Genomic DNA, 13,448 nt, shown 5'->3' with positions numbered 1-13,448 from the left:
TTTTGGCCGCAGGGCTTGCGGTGTCAGTCTGTAGAGCGACCATAAGACCAGAACAGAGTAAATCTGTTAAGGCAGGTGCGAAAAATCCTTCGGGAAAGAAGCAGAAACCCAAATCGTGAGGTTTGGGAATCGCCGTCCGTTCACGGCGGTGAGGATGTCAACGAGTCCGGCACGGAAAAACTAAAAGAGAGAGAACGGCTCAACAAGATGACCGAAGAGGAAATAGATCAAGCTGCCCGTTCCGATCCCGATGCGTTACCGGTAGAGGATGAGGAAATCTGGAAACAAGGTAGATGGGTGGGTCCTGAACCTTTACCTGAATTGGTTAGGACTGGCTGAAAAAGTAAGGGCGAAGCATTCGGACAGGAAATCTACCGTTTCAGCGATGGGTTATACCCGAATGCTTGGCCCCTACAGGACTTCTCACTCCCCACTTTCCTATCCCTTTTAAACAGGATTTATTATTATTCGGGTAAATTCCCCGACTGTTAAAACCGACTAATTGAGCTTAAAATGCCGAGATGAAAGTCAATCAGTCGGTCGAACCCGCGTTTCTAGAGGCAGAAACCAGCCAAAAAGCCCCTAAACCGGAGGTAAGAACCACGATAATAATTAACCCGACCACTAACCAAATATTTTTAGGTAATTGCTGTTTTGAAGCAGTAACGGTGATAGGAGGGGTGACTGAGACTTCTTCCTTAACCGGCAGCGAAGGGGAGGGGGGTGTAACCAGACGGGGACGAACCGGGATGACGAAGGAGGGTTCCTCGATGGGATTCCTCTCGAAACTCTCTACCACTCTTTCTAATCGTCTTCCCTGAGCAACTACTGTCTCTATTTCCTGACGTAATTGCCGATTACTCTTGACAAGTTGCTGGTTTTGTGATTCTAGAAATTCCACCCGTGCCTGAGTGGCCTGCAATTCTTTGACTAATTCTCGATAGACCGAGAGGGGAACCGAGGGGCGACCAGTGCAACTCTGGGGTACTTGGGGGGAAATAAGCGGCGTAGTGGTCATGAATTGACTAATTTAGGGCTTTTAAGCGGTAAAAATGGCCCACAGGACCGGTTCCTTGACCGATAGCGAGGGAATGATCGAGGGCGTTAGTAACGTAATCCTTGGCTTTTTTCACCGCTATTTTCAGGTCATCACCCAAAGCGAGGTTAGCGGCGATCGCTGCCGACAGGGTACAACCAGTCCCGTGAGTATTATTGGTTTCGACGCTTCTGGTCTTAAAAGTTTCCCATTCCTCCCCATCAAAGTAGATATCAACCCCACGCAGCCGGCCTTTCATGCCGCCACCTTTCACTAATACTGGTGTGGTCGACTTCTGGAAAATAATTTCGGCGGCCGCTTTCATCGCCTCAAAATCATTGATCTCAATGCCACTTAAAAGCTGTGCTTCGTAACGATTAGGGGTAATAATCGAAGCCAAAGGAATTAAACTATCAAAAAGACTATCTATAGCCCGATCATCAATTAATTTGGCTCCTACCCGCGAAACCATAACCGGATCCACCACTAAACTGGTTAAACGCCAGCGCTCGATCGCCTCGGCCACTGCTTCGATAATCTCGCTGCTAAACAGCATTCCCGTCTTGACGGCTTGCACACCGAGATCCCTGACCACGGCATCGATTTGGGCCGTTACCATTTCTGGACTTAAGGACTCGACGCGATCGACCCCCAGGGTATTTTGGGCGGTAACGCAGGTAAGGGCGCTGGTGCCGTGAACTCGGTGGAAGGCGAAGGTTTTCAAATCCGCTTGAATTCCCGCGCCGCCACCACTATCGGAACCGGCGATGGTGAGGGCAATGGCAGTCATAGGAGGTTAGCGATCAAAAGGACGACGACGTTGCAGAAATTCGGGGATATCTAATCCCGCCGGTTTTGGTGGTTCGGGAGTCGGGGCCGGACTGGGTGCGGGGGCATTGATCACCACCTTGCTACCGGTGGGACGAGAGGGGGAATCGCCGGAAAAACCGGTGGCAATGACGGTAATTCTGACTTCTCCCTGCATTTTCTCGTCAATTACTGCCCCGAAGATGATATTAGCGTTGGGATCCACCACTTCATAGATAATTTCGGCGGCGGCATTGACTTCGTGTAGGGTTAGATCTTGACCACCGGTGATGTTAAAGACTACGCCTTTCGCACCTTCGATCGAGGATTCCAGTAACGGCGAGGAAATAGCAGCGATCGCTCCTTCCTTAGCCCGAGATTTTCCGGAACCGATGCCGATGCCCATTAGGGCCGAACCCGCATCGGCCATCACTGCCCGCACATCGGCGAAATCCACATTCACCAGACCGGGGATAGTGATAATATCCGAGATCCCCTGTACCCCTTGTCGCAGCACATCATCAGCGACGCGAAAAGCCTCCTGTAGGGGAGTGTCGGCGGGTATTACCTGTAATAACTGGTTATTGGGGATAATAATCAGGGTATCGACCCGACTTTGTAAACCACCCACCCCTTCATCGGCCTGATTAGTGCGACGACGACCCTCGAAGGTAAAGGGACGGGTCACAACTCCCACGGTCAAACAGCCGATTTCTTTGGCAATTTCGGCCACAATTGGAGCGGCCCCCGTTCCCGTGCCGCCGCCCATCCCGGCGGTAATAAAGACTAGATCGGTTCCTTCCAATGCTTGGGCGATTTCATCCCGAGATTCTTCCGCCGCTTTCTGTCCGATCGCTGGATTGCCGCCCGCCCCTAGGCCGCGGGTTAATTTTGTCCCGATTTGTAACCTCTGGGGGGCGGAGGAATGGGCCAGGGCCTGGGCATCGGTGTTAATTGCCCAAAATTCGATTCCGGTCACGCCACTGGCGATCATGCGGTTAACGGCGTTACAGCCCCCACCGCCGACCCCGATCACCTTGATCTTGGCGACATTGCTTGGCACGATGCGATTACTACGACTTTCTTCTCGGGGTGTCATCTGTGATTCATGGGGGCGAGTAAATAATACTCCAGCATTATTCTGAGAGTAATGATTATCTTCGCTCATAGCTGAACTGGCATAATCGTTACTGTTCAGATTGGGATAGGTGGGAACGATTTCATTAATCGATGTCATTGGAATTGGAACACTCTTAGTACAAGCTTCTGTTATTGATTTGATGAATTAGAGATGCAATGTTAACACTATCACTAATATTATGTCGGTTCCAGTATCTACATTATCAGTTTCTGGTTCAGAAAATCATAATTTGGGGTTTTTGGCAATACATAAAGGGAATAATTGCGGTTATTTGCTGATCAATTCCAGTTAATCCCTACCAGTTGCCGTTACTTTGGCAACGATAGGGGCTGGCTGCGGTTTTAATTGTACAGTGGGAGCATCGGGATTGCTCAGGTCAATGTAGAGAATTCGCCCTAGAGGTATCTTGGATGACAATTGCCGCGATTGTACGAGAGCGGTTAATTTTTCGGGCAATCTATCTTTATAAAAACCTAAATAGACCTGTCCCAGTTCAGTTTTTAGTACAAGATTACTAGGATTGCGCCAATCGATGGCGGTAACTTGAATCGATAAGTTATCAACTAAGGGATAAATTTTTTGCCACTGTTGTTGATATTGTCGGTCGTAACCAAGCACTTCTAAGCTAGGTAATTGGGTTTTGGGCAGAGTTCGACCATAATAGTTTTGAGGAATTATCGTTCCGGTGGCATCTAAAAAACCTTGCTGTTGATGAGAACGCCAACGGGCAACAGGTTTTCTTTCTTGAATAGAAACAATCACTTTCGGGGGTAATAATTGCCGCTCGATCTTAACGTCGGCAATAGCGGGAATAGCTGCTAATTTTTCTCGCAATTGATGGGTAGGTAATTCCCAGAGAGACAGAGGATAGCTTAATTTTAGCCAAGCACGAATCGACTCGGGCGACATTAATTCCGTGCCTGCGATTTCCACCTGTCTGGCCTTGGTAATTGTCCAATAGGGTGAAGTCATCCCCCAAGCTAATCCCGTCGCTAAACCACTAACCACCAGAAAGCGACCCAAGGCTTGCCACACCTTCGATCGCCTTTGGTGGCGCAGGTTTTGTCGTTTTTGTTCTAGGGAGAGGGAAGAAAGGATTTGATCGCTCATGGGGAAAATCTCGGGCAGTTTTGCTGTTATCTTAGGTCGCGAGGTGGGCTGCTGGCAACTCGATCGCTACTCAAATAACCAGTTTGACAAAGAAAGAGATAATAAATGTTATAACAGTAGTAGTCTACAGGCGTTCTTTTGTCTGTCTCCAGGAAACCTAAACGCTCCTTTTTGCCAAGATATTTCGACGGTCAGCCAGAAAGAGCGTTCTGGCAAGAACAGCCTAATTTATCCGAAAATTACCTATGGTTATCAACAAACGCGGACTTGTTCTCGGTGCTACAGCAGTGGTCCTGTCTACCGTCGCCGTCACGGGGGCGGGATTCCGTCTCTCCCAAAGTCAAGCTTTTTTTCAGGAAAGTCCCAAGGAAACCGTTGATGAGGTTTGGCAGATCATCAACCGCACTTATTTAGATGGCACTTTTAATCAATCGGACTGGAACGCCATCCGCAATCAGTATTTAAATCGTTCCTACAAAAATCAAGAGGAAGCATACACCGCTATCCGCGAGATGTTGAAAACTCTCAATGATCCCTATACCCGTTTTATGGATCCCAAAGAGTTTAACAATATGAAGATCGATACATCGGGAGAATTGACCGGGGTAGGGATTCAACTGACCAAAGATGAGAAAACTAAGCAGTTAGTCGTGGTTTCACCCATTGAAGACACTCCCGCTTCTAAAGCTGGTGTGCTGCCTAAAGATGTGATTATCGCTATCGATGGTAAATCTACCGAAGGTATGGAACTGGAGCAAGCGGTGAGCATGATCCGCGGCAAAGTGGGGACAAGCGTTAAGATCACGATTCAACGGGGTGAGGAGAAGAAAGAATTGACTCTTACCCGGGCCAAAATTGAAATTCACCCGGTGCGCGCCCACACGGAAAACACCCCGATCGGTAAAATCGGTTATATCCGTCTTAATCAATTTAGCGCCCAAGCTAGTGGCGATATGAGTCAAGCGATTCGCGAATTGGAAACCGAAGAGGTGAAAGGTTATATTCTCGATCTGCGTTCTAACCCCGGCGGTTTACTCTACGCCAGCATCGAAATCGCTCGGATGTGGATACCTGATGGTTTAATTGTCTCTACGGTCGATCGCAAAGGGGTGACGGAACGTCAACGGGCCAACAATCAAGCTTTGACTAATAAACCGCTGGTTGTCCTCGTCGATGGTGGTTCCGCCAGTGCCAGTGAAATTCTCTCCGGAGCTTTACAGGATCATGATCGGGCGGTTATTGTCGGTACGAAAACCTTTGGTAAGGGATTAGTGCAATCGGTACGCAATCTCAGTGACGGTTCGGGATTAGCGGTGACAATTGCCAAGTATCTTACCCCCAAAGGACGCGACATCAATAAAGATGGTATTCATCCTGATGTGGAGTCGGAACTGAGCGAGGAAGATCGCAAAAATCTTCAACAGGAACGGGAGCGGGTGGGAACCTTCCAGGATCCTCAATTCAAGAAGGCTTTTGAAATCTTGGAAAAAGAAATCACTGAAGGCCAAAAAACGCCCACCAATACCGCTAAACAATAGGTTGACATTTGCCCGCTCGAATTAAACCCACCCGACGGGCGATCGCTTCTCCTCGCTCGGCAAAGGGACCCCAGTATTGACCATTAACTGGGGTTTTTCCGTTTTCTAGGGCTATAATCTGACAAATTCCCGTATTTTCCTGGACAATGTACCAGTTTTGTGCGCTATTATCCATAGATTTTTCTCCTTATACCCCAAACCCTAGGGTTGATTCATAGTAGGGTTGATTCATGAATCAACCCTACCCCAAACCCCAAACCCCAAACCCCAAACCCCAAACCCCACACCCCACACCCCACACCCCACACCCCCCACCCCACACCCCACACCCCACACCCCAAACCCCAAACCCCACACCCCAAACCCTGCCCCCACGAAAAACTTTTTGCCGCAAGCCCTAAGTAAAAAATTTTTATAAACTTCTTGACAAAACCGGGGAGATAAATGCTAATATTAAAAAGGTCTGTCCAATGGGGATTAGCCAAGCGGTAAGGCAGCGGGTTTTGGTCCCGCCATTTCCTAGGTTCGAATCCTAGATCCCCAGTTTAGTATTTTTTATCCCCAATCGGCCAATGATCGAGAATATCCTCGATCAAAGCTTCCTTTAGCCAAATACGACCGATAAGCGTCAGGGGAACCGCCAGAAATAGCCCTAAAAAGCCAAAAATCGAGGCGAAAAACAACTGGGCCAACAGGGTAAAAGCGGGTAAGAGCTTGAGCGACCGCACTGTTAAAATCGGCAGCGGTGAATGACGGTCGAAATATTGAATTAACAGATAAATACTGCTGTAGAGCAGTAAAACCGCCCAGGGTTGCCAGGGAGCTTCCAGAAGGGCGATAGAAAAGGGTAAAATCGTGCTTAAAACTGGCCCGAGGTTGGGGATAAAGGTGAGAAATCCCGCGAGAATAGATTGGGAAAAAGCGAGGGGAATGCCGATCAGGGATAGACCCAGGCAACTGCCCAAGGTCATAATCAACATATGACAGAAAATCCCTTTCAGCCAAGCTTTTAAATCTTGATCGCACTGTTCTAGGATCGATCGTACCCTAGAACGGTAGAAAGCAGGAAATAAACGCAGAAAACAACGGTAGTAAGCGGCAGGATCGGCGAGAATCATCAAGCCCAGGGCAACAATTAGCAGTAAGCTGAGGATAATGCCGAAAGTACCGTAAAAAATGCTTAAACCCCGGCCAGCAATTTGGTTAATCAGGGGTTGTAATTGAGCGAGCAGTGTTTTAAAGTCAGGTAAGACACTGGCCAGACTAGGATCGAGATAATCCTCAAGACTATGGACTTGTCCCCAGAGTCTTTCTATAGCTTGGGGTAATAAACTAAATAATTGGCGAAATTGTTGGACTAAAGCGGGTATAATCCCCACAAACATACCGATAATACCAATAAAGAAGCCAAAAAGAGTGATAATTAGGGCGTAGGAACGCTTGAGGTGATGACGCTGCCACCAAGTCACAGCCAAATTTAAAATCTGAGCCAGAAGAATCGCCATCAATAATAATAAGAGAATCTGTCGAATCTGCCAGAGAATCAACAGACAAAAGACTAACAGAACTAAACCGAGGCTGCTGCCAAAAGTCATGATGAGTAAGGAGAAAAATTCCTAATCAGTTATTGTCCGTCTCCAGAGGGCAAAAACCGTGAGCAGAAAAGGAGTAAAAACCAGAATTAAAGTGTTAAGAGGACTGGGAGCGATCGATAATAAAGGGGCAAGATATTTAATTCCCAGGGAAATGAAAGCCGATATCAAGATTATTTTTATAATCAAGCCGCTCATAGATCAATGTTTAGGTGACACAAGCACTATCTTATCCCTGAAGAGGGTAAAAATTGCTCAAAATGTGGAAATCATACCCCATCAGTTTTATTAATACTAGGGCGAAGTGGCTAGATTTTCTGGGGGAGGTCGGTTCAGAGGGAACAGGAAAGTGTGAGACAATAGAAAGAAAAGGCTTAGTCAAGTAACTAGAGATTTTCATTGCTAGGACTTAAGACTTAATGGCCAGGATGAATCTTGACAGCAAATAAGATTTACCCTGTCCACCGCCCCTATCGTGCCGCAAATAGTCACCGTGATCACTTTAACTCTTTTACACCCCAGCCAGGCCACGCCCCTACAACATTGGCAATTTGACAATGATCAATCAACCATTCTCATCGGCAGGGCGCTGGATAATCATGTAGTTCTCTATAGTGCTGTGGTTTCGAGGCGGCACTTAGAAATCCGCCATAATGATCGCGATGATTGGGAATTGGAAAATTTAGGGGCAAATGGGACGTTTGTCAATGGCAAACCGATCGAGAAAACCGCCGTCGTCGATGGTATGGTGGTTCGTTTAGCCACCTCTGGCCCGCAAATTCAAATTCATCTCATCGATGAGGACGAGCAACCAAAATTAATCCTCAAACCCCTAGAGGCTCCTTTGGTGGGCGACCAAACCCAGCCAGAAAAGGATACTATAGCCAGCTAGAAAATATTAAATTTTTATAAAGTTTTTTCAATTTACCTAGCAAAATCTAAAAATAGATACAGAATAATAAATAAAATCTTCTAACTTGTTGTCCCTAAATAGAGACGACAAGAGAGATTAAAGTCACTTTAAAGCATTGCAGGGAGTCGGTGATATGACGTTAGCCTATCGAGGAGTTAAGTACGAAAGGGATTCTCTCCCCTTGGAGATGAATACTGGAGATATCGGGGGTAAATACCGAGGTCAACACTGGAATCACCATTATCCTCGCCATATGCTCCAATTAGAGCCGAAACTGCATCGTCAGTATCGTGGAGTTGCCTACAGCACCCGTCCTCATCTTGCTGGGCAAGTCACCCCAAACACTTGTCCGTTGCCCGTTGTCAAACCCCCTGTTGTTGTCCAAGAGGAAACCCTTTCTAGCATCCATCTGAACAATATTCGTCTTCGTCTGGAACGTCGTTTACAAATCGCTCAAGAGAATGGTGACGAAACCCTCGTTAATCTCTTGAAAAAAGAATCCCAAGACTTAGCCTTAAACTGCTAAATTAGCGGTTTTTCCCCACTTTCCCCTCGGTTCTGCCGGGGGGAATATTTTTGGGCGCAAAAATGCCTAAATCTTCCCCCCGCTCACTCCCAGGGCCGGCACTTTTTGATTTTAAAAAAGCCTCAAGATATTATCCAACAAGATTTTTAGATTTTTTCAGCCAACTCTAGTTAGGAGCTTACAAGCTTTTAAGTAGGTAGGCGTTAAAAATGATCAGATGCCCCCCTTATTAAGGGGGGATTAAGGGGGGATCCCCCCGCCTATCGGCACCCCCCTTATCAAGGGGGGGATTAAGGGGGGATCGAAGCTAAAATCCATTTTTAATTTAATTATAACCAGCTACTTAATTATATTAGGTCGAGGTCTATTCTAGTTCGGGTTCGGATTGGGGCGTTGTATCATTTCCACAACATTTTTGATACTTTGGATAAAAGTTTGAAAACTACGGGATTTATTTTCAGTTAGGGAAAGATGGGGGGCAATCTGTTTAGAGTGGGTTCCTGCATAATACTCTTTCACTAGCTTTTTTAATTCTTGTTTGGCCGAGTTAAGCAGGTCCGGTTCTCTGTATTTACTTTTATTTTGTTTTTGGCCGAGAGTATTTAAATTATACGCCTTTGCCACCGCTGCTAAATCTCCCAGAAACCAAGATTCTAATTCATGGCAAATAATCCGAATTAAGACTTGAGCATCACTGGCATTTTGACAAATTTCCCCTAGGTCTTTTTTGAGTTTTTGACAGTCGTGGGAATCCTGATCGTGAACAATAATAAATTTGGTATTGGGACTAGATTTATTGAAAGCTTTGAGTTTTATAGGAATAGATTTTGCTAGGTCTTGTTTGCCTTGATGACTAATACATATATAGCTGATTTCTGGGGGAATAAGCTTAGGCAAAAGTTCTTCTAACACATTTTTTATAGATGACTCTTCTAGCAAAAATACGATATCATAGTTCATTAGGGTTCTACTCCTTTAAACCAGCCTTGATTCCAAAGATAGCCGGGTAAATCGCCTGCCGCTACTAAGTTTTTGAGGATTTCGCTATCGGCAGCCCTATGGATTTGGGTGATACCTTGGGATTTAATTAGCCAGAAAATACTAGCTAGTGGAACCGCATTGATAAAATCGGGGGAGTGGCTAGAAACAAATACCTGACCCCCCTGATCGCTATAGTGGGCGAATTCTTCGGCTAGTTCTTTTAATAAAGTAGGATAAAGTTGGTTTTCTGGTTCTTCGACACAGAGTAGGGGATGAGGATTGGGATCGAATAGTAATATTAAATAAGCGAACATTTTCATAGTCCCGTCAGAAACATAGCGATCAATAAAAGGGTCTTTAAAGGCCTGATCTTGAAAACGTAAAATCAAGCGACCGTCTTCGGTTTCTTTGGCTTCCACAGAGGAAATACCCGGAACTCGTTGTTTCATTTTTTCGAGAATTTGCTGAAAAATTTCGGGATATTGTTGATAAATATATTGAGCAACTGTAGCTATATTGTCGCCAGTAGGGGATAAGTGTTCAGCATAAGATATTTCTTTACTTCCTCTAGCTTCGCTAATATGAAAGTCAGAAACGTGCCAATTTTCAATCAGAGAACGAAAGGCTGTAGCGGCTTTAAAACGTTGAAATTGTCCTAATCCTTTGATTGCTAGTATGTCGTTAGATTCTAGCTGTTGTTCTTCTCGATCGAGTTCTTTATCCGGTTTACTAAAATCTTCTTCGTTGGTGATAGCATATCCTTGACCAAGTTGAAAATCTAAAAAATGAAAAGGTTTACCGTGTTCACCCCGTTTATAGCGAAGTATTTCGCGTTTGATAACGGGGCGATTATTGTTTTGTCCAATTATGATTTGATAAGTAACCAGACGTTCTGTATCTAAGATTTTCATGCGAAATTGCAGCTCGATTTCAATATCTTCCTGTTCTTGACCTCTAGTGATAATTTCTCTATAACCGCCGCGAATTTGTAAAGCTTGGCGAATGTTGTTTTTAAGGGCATCTCGCAGAAACCCAAAAATATCAAATAGAGTAGATTTTCCCGTGCCGTTAGCTCCAATAATCACACAAAAAGGGGGAATATCTCTTATGTGTATGTTTTTAAACATACGATAGTTTTTTATTTTAATAGAAACAATTTTCATGACATAATCGAGTCATTATAGTTTTTTTGATTATACGATTGATCGGGTGAAGATTGATCAATTAGTCAAAAAAGCCAGAGATTAGGTTCTCTTGGACATGGGGGGATAAATCAACTAGAAACTAGAGAGGCAAGCTCAACAATGACAGAATCCCCTCTGAGCGTCACCAGACTCAACACAAGTTGGACAAAATAGCGTAAATTGTCTATAAATTTGTTCAACGACTTAAATTAGTACAAATGTTTGACTGTATTATCATCGGTGCGGGACCAGCAGGAGCGACGGCGGGTTATCATCTAGCTAAAAAGGGGCGATCGATCCTGATCCTCGATAAAGCGAAATTACCCCGTTATAAACCCTGTGGTGGTGGGGTATCCCCAGCAATTAAGCAGTGGTTTGATTTTGACTTTACCCCCGTGATTGAGAATACCGTCACGCAAGTACAGTTTACTTGGAAACAGGGGGATGCCGCCACCACTAAGTTAAATATGCTAGAACCGATGTGGATGGTACAAAGGGATCGTTTCGATGATTTTTTAGGTCAACAGGCGATCGCAGTCGGGGCAACCATCCAAGATAACAGCGAAGTTACCCAGATCAAATTCGTCCAAGATCACTGGCAAGTTACCACATCCCAAGGAACATTTTCAGGTAAATATCTGATTGCTGCCGATGGTGTTAAGGGTAATACCAGTCGCTGGTTGGGATTACCGGCGAAAAACCAAGCGATCGGGGCTACTCTCGAAATTACTAACGCAGAGGCTACTATTCCACCCCAAAAAGCTTTTTTTGATTTTGGTTCCCTAAAAAATGGTTATATCTGGGCTTTTCCCAAGTCTAATGGTTACACAATTAGCGGTGCTTGTTTTAAGGGCAGCATCAAATCCGAGTATCTGAAAAAACAACTGTTAAATTATGCCCGTCAAAAGGGCTGGAATTTAGAGGATTATCGCTATAGTGAGTATGCTTTAGCCCTTTGGAACGGAAATCAACCGCTACACGCCCAAAATGCCTTAATTACAGGAGAAGCGGCGGGTATTCTCGATCCTCTCATCGGTGAGGGTATCCGTCCGGCAATTTTGACGGGAGTTAAGGCAGCCGAGGCGATCGATCGAGCTTTAGCCGGAGATAATCAGGCTTTAGCGGGGTATAGTCGGATAATTCGGGAAGAATGGGGGGAAGATATGGCTTTAGCGGCCAAATTAGCCGGTTTATTCTATCAATTTACCCAAATCGCCTACAATATCGCCGTTAAACGCCCGATCGCCGGTCAACTGATGGGACGTATTCTCGTGGGAGATTTAAAATACCGGGATGTTACGGAACAAGCGATGCAACAATTGAAAAAGCTTTTACTGCCCGGATTCGGTTGGTGATAACACCTCGCGCACCAGGGTGGGGGTGACTCGATCGCTAATGGTGACTTGGCCGATCGCCGTTGGTAAAATAAATCTAACTTGGCCATCTTTAACCTTTTTATCGGCAGTGAGAGCATTTACCATCTCATCGGCATTTAAAGGCGGAATACGGGTTTCTAAGGCGGCTTTTTCGATTAGATCGGTTTGACGTTGATTTTCCCCGGCGGTCCACATTCCCAGTTTAACAGCGATCGCTCCTGCCGCCACCATCCCCAGGGCCACCGCTTCCCCGTGGTTAACGCTAGTATATCCCGTTAAACTTTCAATGCCGTGGGCGATCGTGTGACCATAGTTTAAGATCGCCCGCAAACCCGCTTCTTTTTCGTCTTTGCTTACCACATCTGCTTTCGCTTGGCAAGACTTTGTAATAATTGTTTGCAATAGCTCGCCATCGATCTGAGAAAAACTAGCTAAATTGTCCGAGTCTTCTAACTGTTGAAATAACTCAGCATCCCAAATTACACCGTATTTAATCACTTCTGCCATTCCTGCCCGAAATTCTCGCACGGGTAGGGTTTTAAGCACGTCAGGATCGATCAGAACTAATTTCGGTTGATAAAACGCCCCGATCAGATTTTTGCCCTGGGGATGATTGACACCAGTTTTACCCCCGATGGAAGCATCTACCATGGCTAACAGGGTGGTGGGAACTTGGACAAAATTAACGCCCCGTAACCATGTGGCTGCCGCAAATCCCGTCATATCCCCGATTACACCACCACCGAGGGCAACCATAGTCGAGGAACGTTCCAGCCGGTGAGCGAGGGCGCTATCATAAACTTGAGCGATCGAATCGAGGGTTTTATAATTTTCGCCGGCGGGGATCAGATGAGTAAAAACGACAAATCCCGCTTTTTCTAGAGAATTAACGGCTATTTGCCCGTAATAGTCAAAAATTTCGGGATTAGAAACCAATAAAACCTTTTTACCTAAGTTTAACTGGCTCATTTCTCCACCGAGATTAGCTAAACTGTCCTTCTCGATCAGAATATTATAGGAGCGATCGGGTAAATTAACGGGAATACAAATAGCCATAGGGTGTGGGGTGATGTTTCAGTGATCAGTAAACAGTAAACAGTAATCAGTAAACAGTGATCAGTAAACAGTGAAAAGAAAGTGGGAAACTGCCATTTAATACTACTCACTTAATACATACTGCTCACTCGGAGCATCTCACCTTTGTAACCCCTAAATCAGGTTTTATGTCAAACTATTTTGAAAGC

At 45.5% G+C, this 13,448-nt stretch carries 15 protein-coding genes and 1 tRNA gene; 6 read left to right on the top strand and 10 right to left on the bottom strand.

Going from position 1 to position 13,448, the window contains the following annotated elements:
• Nucleotides 1–75: 75 nt before the first annotated feature.
• The gene (locus IM477_RS12110) at nucleotides 76–339 is read left to right on the top strand and encodes a hypothetical protein (RefSeq protein ID WP_287731906.1); all 264 of its coding nucleotides are present in this window, start codon (nucleotides 76–78) and stop codon (nucleotides 337–339) included.
• A gap of 193 nt (nucleotides 340–532) precedes the next feature.
• On the opposite strand, the gene IM477_RS12105 is transcribed toward IM477_RS12110, so the two are convergent.
• The 4 genes from IM477_RS12105 to IM477_RS12090 form a co-directional block, all read right to left on the bottom strand.
• Complete coding sequence (locus IM477_RS12105; protein WP_287731904.1) at nucleotides 533–1,018, bottom strand: bZIP transcription factor; 486 nt, start codon at nucleotides 1,016–1,018, stop codon at nucleotides 533–535.
• A 7-nt stretch (nucleotides 1,019–1,025) separates the two neighbouring features.
• Nucleotides 1,026–1,826, bottom strand: coding sequence for a bifunctional hydroxymethylpyrimidine kinase/phosphomethylpyrimidine kinase (thiD, locus tag IM477_RS12100; protein ID WP_287731902.1), 801 nt, complete (start codon nucleotides 1,824–1,826; stop codon nucleotides 1,026–1,028).
• A gap of 6 nt (nucleotides 1,827–1,832) precedes the next feature.
• A complete protein-coding gene (ftsZ, locus tag IM477_RS12095) occupies nucleotides 1,833–3,080 on the bottom strand; it encodes a cell division protein FtsZ (RefSeq protein ID WP_061430136.1) in 1,248 nt (415 codons plus the stop codon).
• 192 nt (nucleotides 3,081–3,272) lie between these two features.
• Nucleotides 3,273–4,094: a cell division protein FtsQ/DivIB gene (locus IM477_RS12090; protein ID WP_287731899.1), complete on the bottom strand. Its 822-nt coding sequence runs from the start codon at nucleotides 4,092–4,094 to the stop codon at nucleotides 3,273–3,275.
• 245 nt (nucleotides 4,095–4,339) lie between these two features.
• On the opposite strand from IM477_RS12090, the gene ctpC reads away from it, so the two are divergent.
• Nucleotides 4,340–5,632, top strand: a complete 1,293-nt coding sequence (gene ctpC, locus IM477_RS12085) for a carboxyl-terminal processing protease CtpC (RefSeq protein ID WP_287731896.1) — start codon at nucleotides 4,340–4,342, stop codon at nucleotides 5,630–5,632.
• On the opposite strand, the gene IM477_RS12080 is transcribed toward ctpC, so the two are convergent.
• Nucleotides 5,622–5,807: a hypothetical protein gene (locus IM477_RS12080; RefSeq protein ID WP_002736073.1), complete on the bottom strand. Its 186-nt coding sequence runs from the start codon at nucleotides 5,805–5,807 to the stop codon at nucleotides 5,622–5,624. The genes ctpC and IM477_RS12080 overlap by 11 nt on opposite strands.
• A gap of 296 nt (nucleotides 5,808–6,103) precedes the next feature.
• Here IM477_RS12080 and IM477_RS12075 point away from each other — a divergent pair.
• A tRNA-Gln gene (locus tag IM477_RS12075) sits at nucleotides 6,104–6,176 on the top strand.
• A 1-nt stretch (nucleotide 6,177) separates the two neighbouring features.
• Here IM477_RS12075 and IM477_RS12070 read toward each other — a convergent pair.
• Nucleotides 6,178–7,227, bottom strand: coding sequence for an AI-2E family transporter (locus IM477_RS12070; protein ID WP_002756944.1), 1,050 nt, complete (start codon nucleotides 7,225–7,227; stop codon nucleotides 6,178–6,180).
• A 21-nt stretch (nucleotides 7,228–7,248) separates the two neighbouring features.
• Nucleotides 7,249–7,395 (bottom strand): hypothetical protein, encoded by a 147-nt coding sequence (locus IM477_RS12065; RefSeq protein WP_287674240.1) that lies wholly within the window; start codon nucleotides 7,393–7,395, stop codon nucleotides 7,249–7,251.
• Nucleotides 7,396–7,717: 322 nt separating this feature from the next.
• Here IM477_RS12065 and IM477_RS12060 point away from each other — a divergent pair, with 322 nt between their 5' ends.
• Together IM477_RS12060 and IM477_RS12055 are read left to right on the top strand one after the other, a co-directional pair.
• Entirely contained in the window at nucleotides 7,718–8,116 is a 399-nt protein-coding gene (locus tag IM477_RS12060) for an FHA domain-containing protein (RefSeq protein ID WP_287731891.1), read from the top strand.
• 154 nt (nucleotides 8,117–8,270) lie between these two features.
• Complete coding sequence (locus IM477_RS12055) at nucleotides 8,271–8,663, top strand: DUF4278 domain-containing protein (protein WP_287731888.1); 393 nt, start codon at nucleotides 8,271–8,273, stop codon at nucleotides 8,661–8,663.
• Nucleotides 8,664–9,032: 369 nt separating this feature from the next.
• On the opposite strand, the gene IM477_RS12050 is transcribed toward IM477_RS12055, so the two are convergent.
• Together IM477_RS12050 and IM477_RS12045 are read right to left on the bottom strand one after the other, a co-directional pair.
• Complete coding sequence (locus tag IM477_RS12050; protein ID WP_287731886.1) at nucleotides 9,033–9,623, bottom strand: DUF4276 family protein; 591 nt, start codon at nucleotides 9,621–9,623, stop codon at nucleotides 9,033–9,035.
• Nucleotides 9,623–10,807 (bottom strand): AAA family ATPase, encoded by a 1,185-nt coding sequence (locus IM477_RS12045; RefSeq protein ID WP_353845542.1) that lies wholly within the window; start codon nucleotides 10,805–10,807, stop codon nucleotides 9,623–9,625. The genes IM477_RS12050 and IM477_RS12045 overlap by 1 nt, the downstream gene beginning before the upstream one ends.
• A gap of 239 nt (nucleotides 10,808–11,046) precedes the next feature.
• Between IM477_RS12045 and IM477_RS12040 the strand changes: the two genes are divergently transcribed.
• Nucleotides 11,047–12,183: a geranylgeranyl reductase family protein gene (locus tag IM477_RS12040; RefSeq protein WP_287731884.1), complete on the top strand. Its 1,137-nt coding sequence runs from the start codon at nucleotides 11,047–11,049 to the stop codon at nucleotides 12,181–12,183.
• Here the strand turns inward: IM477_RS12040 and aroB are convergent.
• Nucleotides 12,160–13,260 (bottom strand): 3-dehydroquinate synthase, encoded by a 1,101-nt coding sequence (aroB, locus tag IM477_RS12035; RefSeq protein WP_287731883.1) that lies wholly within the window; start codon nucleotides 13,258–13,260, stop codon nucleotides 12,160–12,162. The genes IM477_RS12040 and aroB overlap by 24 nt on opposite strands.
• Between the last annotated feature and the right edge of the window lie 188 nt (nucleotides 13,261–13,448).

This window comes from Microcystis sp. M090S1 (genome assembly GCF_020246295.1).
Taxonomy (GTDB): Bacteria; Cyanobacteriota; Cyanobacteriia; order Cyanobacteriales; family Microcystaceae; genus Microcystis; species Microcystis aeruginosa.
Note: the sequence above shows the minus strand (reverse complement) of the source record. Positions and strands in the feature narration are given on the sequence as shown.

Coding starts and splice junctions, on each gene's coding strand:
- IM477_RS12105 (WP_287731904.1), bottom strand. CDS start 1,018: ATGACCACTACGCCGCTTATTTCCCCCCAAGTACCCCAGAGTTGCACT.
- thiD (WP_287731902.1), bottom strand. CDS start 1,826: ATGACTGCCATTGCCCTCACCATCGCCGGTTCCGATAGTGGTGGCGGC.
- ftsZ (WP_061430136.1), bottom strand. CDS start 3,080: ATGACATCGATTAATGAAATCGTTCCCACCTATCCCAATCTGAACAGT.
- IM477_RS12090 (WP_287731899.1), bottom strand. CDS start 4,094: ATGAGCGATCAAATCCTTTCTTCCCTCTCCCTAGAACAAAAACGACAA.
- ctpC (WP_287731896.1), top strand. CDS start 4,340: ATGGTTATCAACAAACGCGGACTTGTTCTCGGTGCTACAGCAGTGGTC.
- IM477_RS12080 (WP_002736073.1), bottom strand. CDS start 5,807: ATGGATAATAGCGCACAAAACTGGTACATTGTCCAGGAAAATACGGGA.
- IM477_RS12070 (WP_002756944.1), bottom strand. CDS start 7,227: ATGACTTTTGGCAGCAGCCTCGGTTTAGTTCTGTTAGTCTTTTGTCTG.
- IM477_RS12055 (WP_287731888.1), top strand. CDS start 8,271: ATGACGTTAGCCTATCGAGGAGTTAAGTACGAAAGGGATTCTCTCCCC.
- IM477_RS12050 (WP_287731886.1), bottom strand. CDS start 9,623: ATGAACTATGATATCGTATTTTTGCTAGAAGAGTCATCTATAAAAAAT.
- IM477_RS12045 (WP_353845542.1), bottom strand. CDS start 10,807: ATGAAAATTGTTTCTATTAAAATAAAAAACTATCGTATGTTTAAAAAC.
- IM477_RS12040 (WP_287731884.1), top strand. CDS start 11,047: ATGTTTGACTGTATTATCATCGGTGCGGGACCAGCAGGAGCGACGGCG.
- aroB (WP_287731883.1), bottom strand. CDS start 13,260: ATGGCTATTTGTATTCCCGTTAATTTACCCGATCGCTCCTATAATATT.